Origin of the sequence: Streptomyces sp. NBC_01176 (assembly GCF_045039825.1) — a bacterium.
Taxonomy (GTDB): domain Bacteria; phylum Actinomycetota; class Actinomycetes; order Streptomycetales; family Streptomycetaceae; genus Streptomyces.
Genome location: NZ_CP108600.1, coordinates 1,004,960 through 1,017,888 on the forward strand (window position 1 = coordinate 1,004,960; position 12,929 = coordinate 1,017,888).

At 68.4% G+C, this 12,929-nt stretch carries 16 protein-coding genes; 6 read left to right on the forward strand and 10 right to left on the reverse strand.

Translation table 11 applies throughout. The features are described 5' to 3' along the window. The first annotated feature begins 470 nt into the window (after nt 1-470). The 3 genes from OG199_RS03990 to OG199_RS04000 all read left to right on the forward strand — a co-directional run bounded on the left by OG199_RS03990 (nt 471) and on the right by OG199_RS04000 (nt 2,254). Nucleotides 471-1,379: a hypothetical protein gene (locus tag OG199_RS03990; protein WP_405827976.1), complete on the forward strand. Its 909-nt coding sequence runs from the start codon at nt 471-473 to the stop codon at nt 1,377-1,379. Between the two features lie 188 nt (nt 1,380-1,567). Further along, nucleotides 1,568-1,852, forward strand: a complete 285-nt coding sequence (locus tag OG199_RS03995; protein ID WP_405827978.1) for a hypothetical protein — start codon at nt 1,568-1,570, stop codon at nt 1,850-1,852. Nucleotides 1,853-1,891: 39 nt separating this feature from the next. Beyond that, on the forward strand, nt 1,892-2,254 hold the full coding sequence (locus tag OG199_RS04000; protein WP_405827980.1) for a hypothetical protein: 363 nt from the start codon (nt 1,892-1,894) through the stop codon (nt 2,252-2,254). A 165-nt stretch (nt 2,255-2,419) separates the two neighbouring features. On the opposite strand, the gene OG199_RS04005 is transcribed toward OG199_RS04000, so the two are convergent. Continuing rightward, on the reverse strand, nt 2,420-3,430 hold the full coding sequence (locus OG199_RS04005; RefSeq protein WP_405827982.1) for a YdcF family protein: 1,011 nt from the start codon (nt 3,428-3,430) through the stop codon (nt 2,420-2,422). Nucleotides 3,431-3,963: 533 nt separating this feature from the next. Between OG199_RS04005 and OG199_RS04010 the strand changes: the two genes are divergently transcribed. After that, nucleotides 3,964-4,146: a hypothetical protein gene (locus OG199_RS04010; RefSeq protein WP_405827984.1), complete on the forward strand. Its 183-nt coding sequence runs from the start codon at nt 3,964-3,966 to the stop codon at nt 4,144-4,146. Nucleotides 4,147-4,463: 317 nt separating this feature from the next. Here the strand turns inward: OG199_RS04010 and OG199_RS04015 are convergent, their stop codons facing one another. The 7 genes from OG199_RS04015 to OG199_RS04045 all read right to left on the reverse strand — a co-directional run bounded on the left by OG199_RS04015 (nt 4,464) and on the right by OG199_RS04045 (nt 9,164). Beyond that, on the reverse strand, nt 4,464-5,234 hold the full coding sequence (locus OG199_RS04015) for a HEAT repeat domain-containing protein (RefSeq protein WP_356798789.1): 771 nt from the start codon (nt 5,232-5,234) through the stop codon (nt 4,464-4,466). Between the two features lie 756 nt (nt 5,235-5,990). Continuing rightward, nucleotides 5,991-6,410 (reverse strand): PPOX class F420-dependent oxidoreductase, encoded by a 420-nt coding sequence (locus OG199_RS04020; RefSeq protein WP_266708683.1) that lies wholly within the window; start codon nt 6,408-6,410, stop codon nt 5,991-5,993. Between the two features lie 135 nt (nt 6,411-6,545). Next, the gene (locus tag OG199_RS04025; RefSeq protein WP_405827987.1) at nt 6,546-6,860 is read right to left on the reverse strand and encodes a discoidin domain-containing protein; all 315 of its coding nucleotides are present in this window, start codon (nt 6,858-6,860) and stop codon (nt 6,546-6,548) included. A gap of 194 nt (nt 6,861-7,054) precedes the next feature. Next, complete coding sequence (locus OG199_RS04030) at nt 7,055-7,336, reverse strand: hypothetical protein (protein WP_405827989.1); 282 nt, start codon at nt 7,334-7,336, stop codon at nt 7,055-7,057. 187 nt (nt 7,337-7,523) lie between these two features. Beyond that, nucleotides 7,524-7,841 (reverse strand): hypothetical protein, encoded by a 318-nt coding sequence (locus tag OG199_RS04035; protein WP_405827991.1) that lies wholly within the window; start codon nt 7,839-7,841, stop codon nt 7,524-7,526. A 372-nt stretch (nt 7,842-8,213) separates the two neighbouring features. Further along, on the reverse strand, nt 8,214-8,630 hold the full coding sequence (locus tag OG199_RS04040) for a transposase (RefSeq protein WP_405827993.1): 417 nt from the start codon (nt 8,628-8,630) through the stop codon (nt 8,214-8,216). Nucleotides 8,631-8,894: 264 nt separating this feature from the next. Beyond that, nucleotides 8,895-9,164, reverse strand: coding sequence for a transposase family protein (locus OG199_RS04045; protein WP_405827994.1), 270 nt, complete (start codon nt 9,162-9,164; stop codon nt 8,895-8,897). A 632-nt stretch (nt 9,165-9,796) separates the two neighbouring features. Between OG199_RS04045 and OG199_RS04050 the strand changes: the two genes are divergently transcribed. Next, complete coding sequence (locus tag OG199_RS04050; protein ID WP_405827996.1) at nt 9,797-10,261, forward strand: DUF4259 domain-containing protein; 465 nt, start codon at nt 9,797-9,799, stop codon at nt 10,259-10,261. A 449-nt stretch (nt 10,262-10,710) separates the two neighbouring features. Beyond that, nucleotides 10,711-11,310: a hypothetical protein gene (locus OG199_RS04055; RefSeq protein ID WP_405827998.1), complete on the forward strand. Its 600-nt coding sequence runs from the start codon at nt 10,711-10,713 to the stop codon at nt 11,308-11,310. A gap of 536 nt (nt 11,311-11,846) precedes the next feature. Here OG199_RS04055 and OG199_RS04060 read toward each other — a convergent pair. Both OG199_RS04060 and OG199_RS04065 read right to left on the reverse strand, forming a co-directional pair. Continuing rightward, the gene (locus tag OG199_RS04060) at nt 11,847-11,996 is read right to left on the reverse strand and encodes a hypothetical protein (protein ID WP_405828000.1); all 150 of its coding nucleotides are present in this window, start codon (nt 11,994-11,996) and stop codon (nt 11,847-11,849) included. A 123-nt stretch (nt 11,997-12,119) separates the two neighbouring features. Beyond that, nucleotides 12,120-12,698 carry a hypothetical protein gene (locus OG199_RS04065; RefSeq protein ID WP_405828002.1) on the reverse strand — a complete coding sequence of 193 codons (579 nt, stop codon included), beginning with the start codon at nt 12,696-12,698 and terminating at the stop codon, nt 12,120-12,122. Between the last annotated feature and the right edge of the window lie 231 nt (nt 12,699-12,929).

A 12,929-nucleotide genomic window follows, 5' to 3' on the forward strand; every position in this document is an offset into this window, starting at 1 on the left:
GTCCGTGGCGGCGTGGGTGCGGATCAGGCGTGCGCGCAGACAGAACTGGGATCGCGACATCATTCGTGGTCTCGGGCTGACCGTCCCGAAATCTGCGCAGGACCGAGCTCATGAGCTCATCCAGCAGCGGAGATTCAACGAGGCGATCGATGAGATCAGTGAAGCGACGGGATACGACCGCCGCACGGCCAGATGCGCCTCGCAGGCCCTCATGTACCGCTGGAAGCTGCCAACGCCCGTCCGTCACCCGTCGGACCCAACTCACGTGCGAGCAGCGGACAACACCAGGAGCTGACACCGCCTCTCCCCGGTTCGGCAACGAATCCTGACGCCAAGACGCCCTCCTGGACGCGCTCGTCACCGCCGGAGTACCGCGGGCGTCACACCCGCCGCAGAAGGCACTTCCGGATCGGCGGTCGAAGATGTAGGCACGCTGAACCACGCCATTGCGACCTATAGGCTCATCCGTCATGTACACAACCGGACGCGGATCCAGATCAGCCGCCCTCGCGCTCAGCACCGCCCTCCTGCTCGCCCTCACCGGCTGCTCGTCCAGTGCGGACAAGACGGACGACGGCTCCGGAGTCCTGCAGGGGCTGGGCAGTGTGGCCGGCAGCGCGCGTACGGACATGGTCAATTACGTGGACGCCGCCGAGGCACGCCGCCTCTCACGGGGCGCCACCGATCGTTTCGCGTTCGTGCGGGGACCGGCCAGCCCGCTGCTCACCTCGTACACTCCGCCCCCGTGGGGCCACAGTCTGGCGGCGCAACAGATCGACACCGCCATCGACTTCCAGGGAGCGGGGCACTGGGAGGGCAAGTTCGACCAGTCGGCCGTCACCGCGTCCCTGAAGTCCAACGGATACACGAAGAGCAAGAAGGACGGCAGGGAGACCTGGACGAGCTCCCAACACCCCCACCAGGCATACGAGATCGCGAAGAACTCGGTCTCGTACTCCACCAGGAGCGGCATCGACCTGTCGGCCCTCCATCCCGAGGACGGCAAGACGCTGGCCGACATCAAGGAGTACCGGCGGGCCGCCGACTGCGTGGGCGACGCCTACCGCGTCGACTTCTCCGCACTGCGCCCGTCCGGACCGGTGCGGCTCTTGGTCCTCGGCCAACGGGCCGCCACCGCGGCGAAGAACACCGAGGCGATGTGCATCGTGGTCAAGGACGCAGCGACCGCGGCGAAGACCGCAGGCCGGCTGAGAGCGATCGTCGCGAAGGAGGCGCCGACGTACGACGGTACGAAGGTGACGGTGGACAAGAGCGGGGACCTGGCGCTCGTGCGGGCTGTCGTCCCCGACAGCGCCAAGCAGATGCCCGGACGCCTGAACCGCACAGACACGGCGCTGTGGGCTGCGGTCGACCGCTGATCCCTACTGGAAGGAGATCCGGCGCGAGAGACATGTCCGGGCGGACTCACCCGTGACCGGCCTGCCGAGGAGGGCTCCGGCGCGGGCAGTGGCGCCGGAGCGGACGATGGGGTTCATGCGAGAGCCATTCCGGGGACGCGCCTGCGGATGGCCTCCATCTCGGCTTCGTCCGAGACGCCCTGCCAGTCGTGCCGGGGGGCCTGACTGCCTGTGGCGGTTCCGGTGGGGACGACGACGCGTTCAAGGGGAAGTCCGCGGACGAGGTGGCCGCTCGGGCGGTCAAGGCCACGCGGCAGGCCGACTCGATGCACCTCAGGGGCAGCCCCCGGCAGGAAGCGGGAGAGCCGCTGGCCCTCGACATCGCGGTCGACAGCGAGAAGAACTGCGAGGGCACGGTCAAGCAGCAGGGCGCGACCGCGCAGGTGCGGCACAAGAGCGCGACGCTATACCTCAAGGGCGACGAGAAGTACTGACAGAACAGCCTCAAGCAGCGGGCCGGCGCGGACAAGCTGGTGTCCAAGACGGCCGACAAGCGGGTGAAGATGCCCGCCGGGGACGACCAGTTGAGCGGACTGTGCGACAAGCAGGGCCTGCTGGCCGCCCTGGACGAGGACAAGTCCGAGCGCAAGGGCATGTCCAAGGACGGCACCACGCCGGTGGACGGCACCCCGGCGGTGAAGCTCACCAAGAAGGCGGGCGGCAAGACCCTGACGATGTACGTGGCCTCCGAGGGCAAGCCCTACATCCTCAAAGTGACCACCACCGGCGGCTCCGCGCCCGAGTCGACGACCTTCAGCGACTACGGCAAGCCCATCGAGCCCGAACAGCCGCCGGCCGGCGACACCGTCGACCTCAAGCAGCTCACCGCCAACTAACCGGAGGACGGGCAGGCCGCAGGGTACCCGAGGGTACCCCGCATCGGTCCGTTCAACGCTGCAAGCTCCGCCAGCCAGCGGCTACCCCCGCTGTTCGGCGCGGGCGCGGGTTGCTGGCGAAGCCACGCCGACCCTGCTGCCCGGGGCGGCACGCGCGACGGGTGCTCAGCGCTGGAAGACCGCTGTCGCCACAGGCACCGCCAGCAGCAGGCTGAGCCCGATCAGGGGCAGCCGGTCCAGCCACAGGACGGCGGCGAACTCACGCAGGGTCGCGGAGAGCCAGTACGCGGGAGAGGTCGGCGCCCCCACGACGTGGACAAGGACGCCGGCGCGACGGGCCAGCAGGGCCGTGCGGTAGACGTGGAAGCCGCTGGTGACCACCGTGGCACGGTGCCCGGAAGCGGTGCGGTCCATGAGAGCCGCGCTGAAGCGGAGGTTCTGCCCGGTGTTCACGGAGCGGTCCTCCCGCACGATCCGGTCGGCAGCCACCCCGTGTGCGCGCAGGTAGTCGGCCATGGCGTCCGCCTCGGAGCGCACCTCGTCGTCGCCCTGGCCGCCCGAGACGACGAACACCACACCGTCTGCGTCCGGTGCGCCGGCGTCGTCGACCGCGAGGGCCCGCTCCAGCCTGCGGCGGAGCAGCGGACCGGGCCGGTCGCCATTGAGCCCGGCGCCCAGGACGACGACATGGGTGGTCTCCGGCGGCGGGGTGCTGCGGCCCCGGACGAACACGTAGACGGTGAAGGCGAGGAAGAGCAGGCTGAGGTATCCGGCGGCCGCGTTCACCGCCACCATGAGGGCACCCGCCACCTCGCCCCCGGCAGTCTGGACGACCGCGTCGAGGGCGAGCACCGCCAGCAGGGCGCAGCCGGCGGCGCCGGTGGCCAGCAGGGACGCCTGCGGTCCGTAGCGCCGGACCAGGACGATGCTGTCGACCAGCAGGAGCAGGCCCAGCGTGAGGGTCATGAGCAGGGCGGCGACGACGAGTACGGTCACGACGGTGGGGTGAGTCTCCGCACTGCGGGCGGCCTCGCCGAGCCCGGCCGACGTCACCGCGAGGCAGAACAGGACAGCGGTGGAGAACCGGTGCGCCGCCAGCACCGCATGGACGACGCCGCCCACGGCGAACACCGCCGCGGCAACGTACTCCGGGTACTCCGCCACGTCGCCCACCACTCCGCTCTCCCGCCGCCGGGCCCGACCCCGTCCGCCCGTCGCCGCCTGCGCATTTCCGGACCCGCGCAGCGCTGCGGGGCCCGGTGCGGACGCCGCCGGACATCCTCGCAGACCCGTCGGCGGGAGCCCACGGAATCCGGGAAGGGTTGAGCCCTCCGGGCGCAACCCGACCGGACCGACACGGGAGTCAGGGACTGTCAGAGCGTGTGTGAGGGGTTGTCGGTACCCTCCGGGCACCCACACAACCTCTGACGGCCCCTCACGGGCCGTCAGCGCCGCGTCAGCTGCCACGCACTCCAATCCCCCGCCCCGAGCCGCATCTGACACCCCGGCGAACTGGTGCCCTTGTGGCGGCGCCTGACCCGGCACGGCCGGATGCTGTCCCTCAAGGCGAACCTCGGCGACGGGATGTCGCTGTACGACCTGGTCGCAACCCACATCGACCTGCTCTCACACAAGGCGGGTGGGGTGTCCCGAGACGAACGGCTCGACACCGTACTGCGCGGGCTCGCCCCCGCGCGGAGCGCGCGGTCGTGTTCGCATACGTCGAGAGCGAGGGCACCACCTGGACCGAGGCCACGGCCGGCGACAGCGCCACCGACCCTGAGACGTTCGGCGAACGGGTCCGCCGCAAGGCCGAGCGACTCGCCGCCGAGCAGCGACGTCGTACCGGAAAGTGCCGGATGGGCCCGCTGAATCCGCACTGGCCTTCCTAAGCGTCGTCTTCCGTCCTGCGGCTCCCTCTCGCCACGGTGCCAGTGCCTCACGCGCGGAGAGCGTGCGCGGCTTGGCCCTAGTACTCCAGCCGCACTTCGTGATCAGGTGGTGGTCTCGGTGGCGAGTCGTCGCTGGTAGTGGTTGCGTCTGGCGACGCCCGGGTGGTGCCTGCGCCAGGCACGAGCAGCATGCCGATGAGTCGGCGGATCTGGGAGAGGGTCAGGTCGATCGGGGTGCGGTTGTGGGCGGCCCGGGTTGGGTCTACGGGGCGGGCGAGGAAGGCCAGCGCGAGCATGGCGACGCGTCGGGCGCCGGCCTATTGGCCGGCCTGGACAATCCCGGCGTAGACGCGAAGGTCAAAGTGCCTGGTCGGCGCCTTCCACCGACGGAAAGCGTCCAGCCCCCTGGATGGCCAGCCAGCCTCGTCCTGGTCGGCGACGAAGCGCACCACACGCTGCTGCACGTCGCTCAGGTCGCCGGAGGACTGCGGGGGTTCGGCGGGATCGTCCGGGAAAACCAGCCTGAACAGCGTCTCCGCCGTGTAGTACCTGTCGTCGAACGCCTCGACGCCCCTACAGTCAGCCAGGCCGACCAGCATGGCATCGACCGCCCGGAGCATCGTGGCTTCGGATGTATCGGCCAGGACCATCGCCGCGAGACGCATGTAGGAGCCGCTCAGGAACGACATGGTCCCGGTCTTCTCAGGCGGCCGGGCGACGACCTGTGTCAGCACGTGGACGACGGCCGGGTCGGCGATGCCGATTCGCGTCAATGCGAAGGCGGAGGCCCAACGCAGCTCGAAGATCGGGCTGTCCAGGTAGCGCCGGATGAAGGGGACGGTCGCCGGTTCGCCGAGCAGGCCGAGGGCGACGACTCCCGTCGCCGCCGCGCCGGGTGAGTCTTCATCGGCGATGAAAGCCTTCAAGAGCGGAATCGACGTCGCCGCGGACTCGGGGAACCACGCCAGCAGGTTCGCCGTTTTGGCCCGCAGTTCACGGCTGTCCGAGGTCAGCAGGACGGCGAGTGCGGGAAGTGCTTCGCGGACGGCGTCATACGAACGCACCACCGCTTCGGCGTCAATGAGCACTTGCGCGCAGCTCCCCTCGCGCTGTTTGCGCTGATCATCGTCCGCCGCTTCGTCGATCCACTGAGCCCAGTCGTCGGCTTCGCCGCGTATATCCGTCAGGGAGGCGCGGTCCGGCCGAGGGTCATAGCCGTTCGTGTCCGGGGACGTCGTCGGCCATGCCGTAGGAGTGCTGCAGCTGGGCCCAGGGCACATCGTCCAGGCCGGTCAGAGGGTCGCCATCCGTCACAGCAGCTGGTCATGTCCTGACGGTAGAGGGCACTACTGACAACGTCCCTGGCTTGCGGGCTTACGCGGGTCTACAGCCTGGAAGCTGCCACCTCCCGCTCTGCGATGGCCGACTCGGTCGGAGTGGCTCTGTTCGCGAGTTTCGGTTCTGGCTCAGGTTGTGTGGTGAGAGCACGCTGAGTAACCGGTTGCGGAGCCAGGAGAGTCTGGCGCTGTTCGATTGCCAGGCGATCAGAACAGGCTGGCCGATCCGCCCTGGGCGAGCTTCTTGAGGATCGTGCGCATCCACGAGCTGCGAACGGTGGCAGCCGGACCAAGGTGTGCTGAAGGGTTCCCCGGTCGGCCCGGAACGGGCAATGGGGGTGCGGCGGGAGCGGGTCGTCGGCGAGGACGCCTTGAGACATGCCGCCCGAGGCGGGAATCGACAACCAGGGCTGCACGCCGGCGGCGGGGAGCACCGCGTGCGCCCTGACCGCCGTATGTCGTACGGCGGTCAGGGCGCACAGATCCGGGTATGGATCCGTGGCCGCGTCAGCCGGGCTGCTCATTGTCCTTCAGCGCACCCCATCCGTGCCAGCGGTCGATCTCGATCCACGCGCTGTAGCGGCGCCGGTCGCGCTGCCCGTAGTCCTTGCCCAGGTACTGGCGGGACAGCCGGTCGATGCCGGACAGGTCGGTGTCCTCCTGCAGGTCGACGACGCGGCCGATGATGGTCACATGGGTGTACCAGCCGCCCTCGTCGAGCACGGTGAGCGAGACCCTGGGGTCGTTGCGCACGTGCTGGAGCCGGACGCGCCCCTCGTCCATGTTGATGAGCACACGCCCGTCGTCCCACAGGTACCAGGTGGCCGCGGACACCGGCTGGCCGTCCCGGCGCAGCGTGCAGATGACGGCGGGGTTGGCTTTCTCCAGCATGGCGACGGCGGCTTCGGGCAGGGGCGGCTTCGACACGGGTCATCCTCCACGGCGTAAGGCGGGACGCTTCTCGATCACCAGCATGATTGCCCGGAGCAGCGCCGCGCGCACGCACCGCCCCGCGCGCAGCCGGGTCTGGTGCTACGAACTCCGGACCTCGAACTCCGAAAGCTAACCGGCCGGCCGGCCGCTGTTGGCCGTGACCGTCAGCCGGAACCAGCGCTGGACGGTGGCGGGCAAGGTGAGGGTGACGGTGTTGTCCGCCGCCGGGCCGAAGGCGTAGGCGGCTGCGGCCTTCACGGTGGTGAAGGTGGAGCCCTCCGCGCCGGCCCGCAGGGACAGCGTCTGGGTGCGGACGCCCCAGCCGGCGGGGAGCCGGAGCACCACGCGGGAGACGCTTCGCGCGGCCCCGAGGTCCACCCCGGCAGGCCAACGTGTTTTCTCATCCTCGTGGGAACAGCACCGGCCACCGCCGTGGAGGAGCAACGCAGCGCACGCGTGTGCTGACCGTCGTCTCTGACGGCGGCAGGTGGCTCAGTCAGCGTTCGAATGCTCGGTGTGCTGTGCTGCCTCCCAAGTCATGAACATCTGCTGTCCAACCTCGGTTCTGGTACAGATCTTGGGGAGCGGTCGCGGAGCGTGAAATTTGCGTTCGAAGAAGGGCGCGGGTCCGGGGCCCGTCAGCGTTCTCGCATTCTGGTCCACCACCAGCCGAACACCGCCAACTCAATATTGTTGGGGTCGGGCAGGGTGCGGCGCTCGAATTCCTCGTCGATGCGTGTGATCAGTCGGCCCAAGTCCCGTTGCGCTCCGGGAGGAAGGTGCCGCATCGCCCACTCAAGGTCATCACGGGCATCTCCCACGCCGGGCGATTCGAACTCGGAGGCGTCCAAATAGCGTCCCGGCTGGTTAAAAGCTCGCTCGAAACACGAGAGCGACTTGGCGACCGCGTTGGGCCACATCTCCTGGTCTTCGACCCGGCGGATCGCTGCACGAGTCTGCGCGGAGACACCGCGGACTCTCAGGACCGAACACTGCCATCGTGGCCGCCACCGCTCTGCGCGGACGGCCTTAGGACGCCTACGCGGCATCGCCCTTTCGGATCAACATGGGGCCATCGTGCCACGGGGGGGCGGCCGCTCGCGAGTGTTACTGGAGCAGGATCATCTTGCGGAGGAGTTCAAATCCGGCTCGGCCATAGAGCTGGCGCTTGATCTTCTCGATGCGGTTGACCGCGCCCTCGATGCTGCCGGAGTTCCCGTCGAGAGTGAGCCCGGCTATCACGGCGTCAAGGTCCCGCAGAAGGTGGAGCGCGAAGCCGGTGAGACCGGGGAGCTGGCTGTCATCAACTGCGCCGATCCAGGTGGGGAGTGGGGAGCCGAGGCAGTCGGTGAGTATCTCGCCGAAGTCGTGGAGGTGTCCGGCGGCTGTGTCCAGTTCAGGGCAGCGTGCAAGGACATCCTTCAAGCCGACCCGGTCTTCCTCGCTCAGCGCAGTGGGGTGTCGGGGGAGCCAGCCGGTCACCTGACGCACCGTCGGAGGTAGGGGTGGCGTGCCAGCGGGAGTCCCGCGGGGGGTGGCGATGTGGGCGCGGACCATCTGGTACGTGACTGGCGCGTTGTCGGCGACGACTCGCTGTGGAGCTGGGTGACGCTGGTGTATCCCGCGGCGAAGCGTCGCTCCAGGTAGAGCTTGTAGGGGTCCAGTCTGCTGGGGCGGGCCCGGTTTTCGCGGATGGTGTTCTGCCAGTTCGCGGCGTTCGCGTATCTGAGCACGGTGTTGAGGCCCCAGCTCAGGTACCGTGCAATCGCCCGGCGTGAGTGACCTTGAGCAAGAAGCTCATGGACCAGGGCATGTGCCGTCTGCTTCCGCTCGGCCCCGCCGGCCGACGGGCACCGAGTCGTCCTGCGGCAGACCGGAAGCCAGCCGGGTGGCCTCCGGCAGGATGCCACTGGGCGAAGGATTGCTCAAGCAGTCGCGATGGGCGGTGACGCAGGTCTCCACGGCTCGGCCGAGGCCCTGCCACAGATGGAACCGATCAGCGACCTGCAGAGCATCAGGGGCGCCGCGGCGGGCACCCTCGGCATAGGCGCCCGCCCGGTCCCGGCAGATGATCTCCACGCCGGGGTGACGGACAAGCCACGCGGCCAGCGGTCCGGCTTCACGCGTCGGGAGCACATCGACCACGCGATGGTCTTCGACGCTGGTCAAGACCGTGGAGTACGTCTGGCCGCGACGGATCGCGAAGTCGTCCATGCCCAGCACACGCGGCGTGCTGAACGGAATCGGGTACTGCAATGACCCTGCGCAACAAGGTCATCCGGCCAGCTCCGAAGCCCAGCTGGGCAGCCAGCCGGGCGCCGGCCCGCCCGGCCAGCTCGAGCCCCACCCGCTCCAGGGCACGGTTGAGCCGCGTGGTGAACCGTGCGTGCGGGGCGGCCAGTCGGGAGAACCGCTCGGCGAACGTCCGGCGCGGGCAGTCCGCCGCTCCGCAGATGAAGCGCCGGACCGTCAGCCGGATCACGAAGCCTGCTCAGCGAGTGGAAGGTCCTTCAGCCTGCGCTGGTATCGGTCGTGGACCCGTCCCGAGAACCGGCCACAGTCCGGACACGCAGCCCCGGCCCCGCGGCCTTTCGCCACCACCTCGACCGTGCCGAACGCGGCCGTAACCGCCTCGACATCCACATCATCGATCCCCTCGAACACCCGCGAGCCCCAGCACGGTGCATCGGTCTGCATGACCAGCACCATCACCATCCACAACCGACCGCAGCAGCGATCGGCAGACACCTGAGGGAGCGTCAATTCCGCCCGTGGGCGACCAGGCGTACGCCGTCTCACACGAACCCGCCCCCTCGCAATCGAACGTCGAGGTGACGCTCCGCGACGACTCCCCAAGATCTGTGCCAGAACCGTGTTTTAGCGGCAGTTAAGGCACTTCCTCCCGGGCGAACCGGCGCTCGAACTCCGCCTCGTGTCCGCCGACGGCAAGTGCCAGAAGCATCGCGGCGCGCCGCTCGGGGTTGGGCGCGTCCCCCGCTCGCGGGTCCGTGACGAAGAGAGCGACGTATTCCGGGCGGTCGGGCCACCACCGGGCCATCCAGCCCAGGTAGCGGTCGCGTACCGCGGGGTCTCGATCGGCGGACGCGCATCGGATCTACCCCCTGTGCCGTCTGACAGGACACCGGCACCGAATTCCACACGTAGCCCAGCCCCGCCACCACAAAGTGGGCCGGGCCACGTGCCGGGAGAGCAGGACTCGAGGACAGCATCTGTTCGTCCATGGGCGCTTTCCCCGCCCCAGGCTGCTTCCCGCAACACCGACAGGTGGAACAGGTACGCAAACGGGTCCTGCTCGCTCCGTAGTCACGTTGTCAGTGCCTGATGCGAGGATCTGGACGACCCTACGCAAGGAGATCAGCATGGGCACCTGGGACATCGGTCCCTTCGGCAACGACACAGCTGCGGACTTCGCCAACGCTCGCGATGACGCCGGGTCCGAGGCGTGTGAGGCTCTGATCCGAGGCGTCCTCGTCCGGACGGTCGTCGCCACGGGCTTTCTCAGGGAAGCGGACGAGGTGGTGGCCGCCGCCGCACTCGTCGCGGCGCAATGTCCGGGAGGCCAAGCTGTCGTCGACACGCCCTACGGCCCGGAAACGCCCATGCCCGTGTTCCCTTCCGGCCCTCGGGCGCTCGCTGACGAAGCCCTCGCCCGCATCTCCAGCGACAAAGCTGGGGCGGCCGACCTCGAAGTGGGTCGACCCGGAGGACTGGAAGCAGTGGCAGGCCCTTCTCACGCACCTTCACGTAGTGCTTGTCGCGCCTCCCCCTTCCATCACTCTCTTCGGCGTCCAGTCATAACGAAGCTCACTCCACACGGAAGTTGAGCCAGAGCCCGAGAACGGACTTCATATGTTCACGACTTCGAGAGGCGTTCAGTCAGCCGCGGCGGAGCCTCCCTACTGCTCACGCGAACCAATCGGCCGATATCAAAACTACAGGTACTGACACATCCACGTCGAAATATCAATACTGACCAACCGATACAGCTCAACAGGGCTACGCGGGCGGGTGTCCCGAAGAGAGGGGCGGGTCGGGAAGCCCGCGGTGTCCGGAGGCGATGCTGTCGCCTTCGCCTTTCCCACGAAGATTTGCCGCCCGGGTCCCGTGTCTGGGATCTTGTCCGGGGCGGCGATCTCGAGCAACGCGCTCGGCCGCCGGCACCACTCGCCCCGGCCCCAACTCAGGCCTGCTGGTGGAGCCGTGGCTGAGCCCGGGGCATCGGATCTAGCGGACTTTCGGACTGTCCGTGGCCATACGAAGAAGGAGAAATAGCGTGCACACCGAAAAATTCACAGCTCGGCGCCTTACGAGCGAGGAGGTTTCAGAATTGGGCCTCCAGGAGGAGATTTTCGTCTCGGCAGAGCTGGACGACCTTTCTCTCGACTGCTTCGCTCCGGCTTTCCTCACGAAGCCGGGAAAATATTTCGATGGAGGATCCTTCACCGCAAGGACAATATTCGGCAAGGAAATTCATGTTCTTCCGAACAATGCCGAAGAGCGCGGCATCTGGGTTGCTGACGAAGCCGGGGAAGAAATCGAGGTTCTCCAGAGTGCCGGCGTCCTCCTGAACCTCGCGCTCTTCGTGCCCAACGGGAACAAGGAATCCCTGGAGTCGCTCTACACCGCCGCGAGGGAAGCGTTCGGCGCGGGAATCGTCCAGCGCTGGAACGAGGAAGTCGCGGCGGTGCCGGACGTCAAGGTCGACCTGTTCGAAGAGCCGGCCCGCGGTCGGAAGAGCACGAGCGGCCAGAACCGCGACCGCCGCGCCCTGGACATCTACCCCACCCGAGTACGGTTCATGGAGCCCAGCACCGGCTGGAAGTTCATCGTCGAACCGCACCACGAGCCCATCGACGACACACCTACGATCTGAGTCGACAGCAGCCCGCAGAACGCACGCCGACGGCTTCTATCTCTCACCGCCCGATTTCAGCACACAGCCTGACCCGATCGGGACGGGACGAGACGAGGCGGGGCGCTGGTGCCGGCGCCCCGCCCCGCGCGACCCGCACAGGTTGCGGAGCTTTTTCGCGTATGCGCCGATCAGGCGCGCCGGCCTCGTGCGGGAGCAGGGCGCGCCAACTGCCTAGATCTCATGCCGGGGATGGTCCCATCGTGTACGCGGCGCAGACCTTGGGGGCCTGCTCCCCGCAGGCGCGGGGATAATCCCTGGCGGTCCTCCCCCAAGGACGACCTTCTCGGCGATGACGAAGACGACGGCCTTGGCGAGACGGCCAAAGACCTCATCCGCGTTCTCCGCCTGAACGACGACTGCCTCGAGGACAGGACGCACGAGCTCACCCCGAACTCCGACGTCGGCGACGACAACGGGAACGAAAAGGGCCCTGTGCAGGCCGGGAACTCATCGATCCGCCCCGGAGGCCGGCGTACGCGGGACGGGTCCCGGCGCTACGGCCGATGGCCGCCGGTTCCCAGCACCTTCATCTGGGCGATCACGAGGTCGGCGGGAACCGTCTTGACCCTGCGGGCCTCGGTATCGACGGCGGAGAAGACCGCCACGGTGGAACCCGAGCGGATGACCTGAAAACTCTGAAGCATCCGGACGGGATCGCTGTCCCCGCCGGCAGAGGACGACACGACGTCGAGCCGGAAGGAGACTCCCTCGTCGCCCTGATGAGGATCGCCGATGGGACGCAGGTCCTCGAAGGTCGTCTCCGCCGGTCACTTCATCGTGTAGGTAGTGCAGGTCGCCAGGGCCACCCGCAGTTCGTCCATCACCCGCACGGCGTCGGCCGCGCGATCGGACACGAGGTGGAAGGTGGACGTTCCGTCCTCGCTCTGGGCCATGCTCGTCACGCTGCCGAGCGGGGCGTATCTGCTGGCGCCGCCCGCCACGGCGGAGCTGACCGGCGCGCAGGACACGGGGCGCGTGGCCTCCTCGTGCAGGGCACTGACGGTGCCGTCGCCGAAGCCGTCCCTGCCGGAGCCCAGCCTGGTGATGCTCAGCCCCGGTAGGTCTCGCTCGTCGACCACCGCACGTTCGAGCTGATTCTGCGTCAGGGGGCGCTGTGTCGGGCTTTTCGGCGTCGGCGCCGGCGTCGCGGCGGATGCTGTTCGCGCGGCGATGATCTCCGCGCCCGGCGTGTGGCCCGCGGTGGAGCCCTCGCCCCTCTCGGCACCGCAGCCGACCGCCCCGAGGCCCAGGACCATGCCGGCGGCGCCGACGGCCCATCTTCGTATGACGACGTTCTTCACTACCCACCCCTGGATCACATCTGTGAGCGGGGATAGTACGGCCATGACCTCGGATCTTGCTCCCCGACCCCGCTGAAACACGATCACACTGCATCTATCAGGACGGCGGCTGCGTCTGGTCCATCGGCAGCCTCCTGGGACCTGGCGCCGGCAGTGGGTCTGGTCCTACAGCAATCAATGCCGGGCAGCACGGAAGACTTCGCTGGTCGAGGCGGTGACCTGGGTACTCAGATCTTCCGTGCGGCGGCTCATGGTCGGTTCGGGGCGTGCCGGTTG

Excerpts from the sequence above, each read along its gene's own strand:
- OG199_RS04030 (WP_405827989.1), bottom strand. The coding sequence starts at position 7,336 with ATGTGGCCCAACGCGGTCGCCAAGTCGCTCTCGTGTTTCGAGCGAGCT.
- OG199_RS04050 (WP_405827996.1), top strand. The coding sequence starts at position 9,797 with ATGGGCACCTGGGACATCGGTCCCTTCGGCAACGACACAGCTGCGGAC.
- OG199_RS04065 (WP_405828002.1), bottom strand. The coding sequence starts at position 12,698 with ATGGCCGTACTATCCCCGCTCACAGATGTGATCCAGGGGTGGGTAGTG.
- OG199_RS04040 (WP_405827993.1), bottom strand. The coding sequence starts at position 8,630 with ATGGACGACTTCGCGATCCGTCGCGGCCAGACGTACTCCACGGTCTTG.
- OG199_RS03990 (WP_405827976.1), top strand. The coding sequence starts at position 471 with ATGTACACAACCGGACGCGGATCCAGATCAGCCGCCCTCGCGCTCAGC.
- OG199_RS04060 (WP_405828000.1), bottom strand. The coding sequence starts at position 11,996 with ATGCTTCAGAGTTTTCAGGTCATCCGCTCGGGTTCCACCGTGGCGGTC.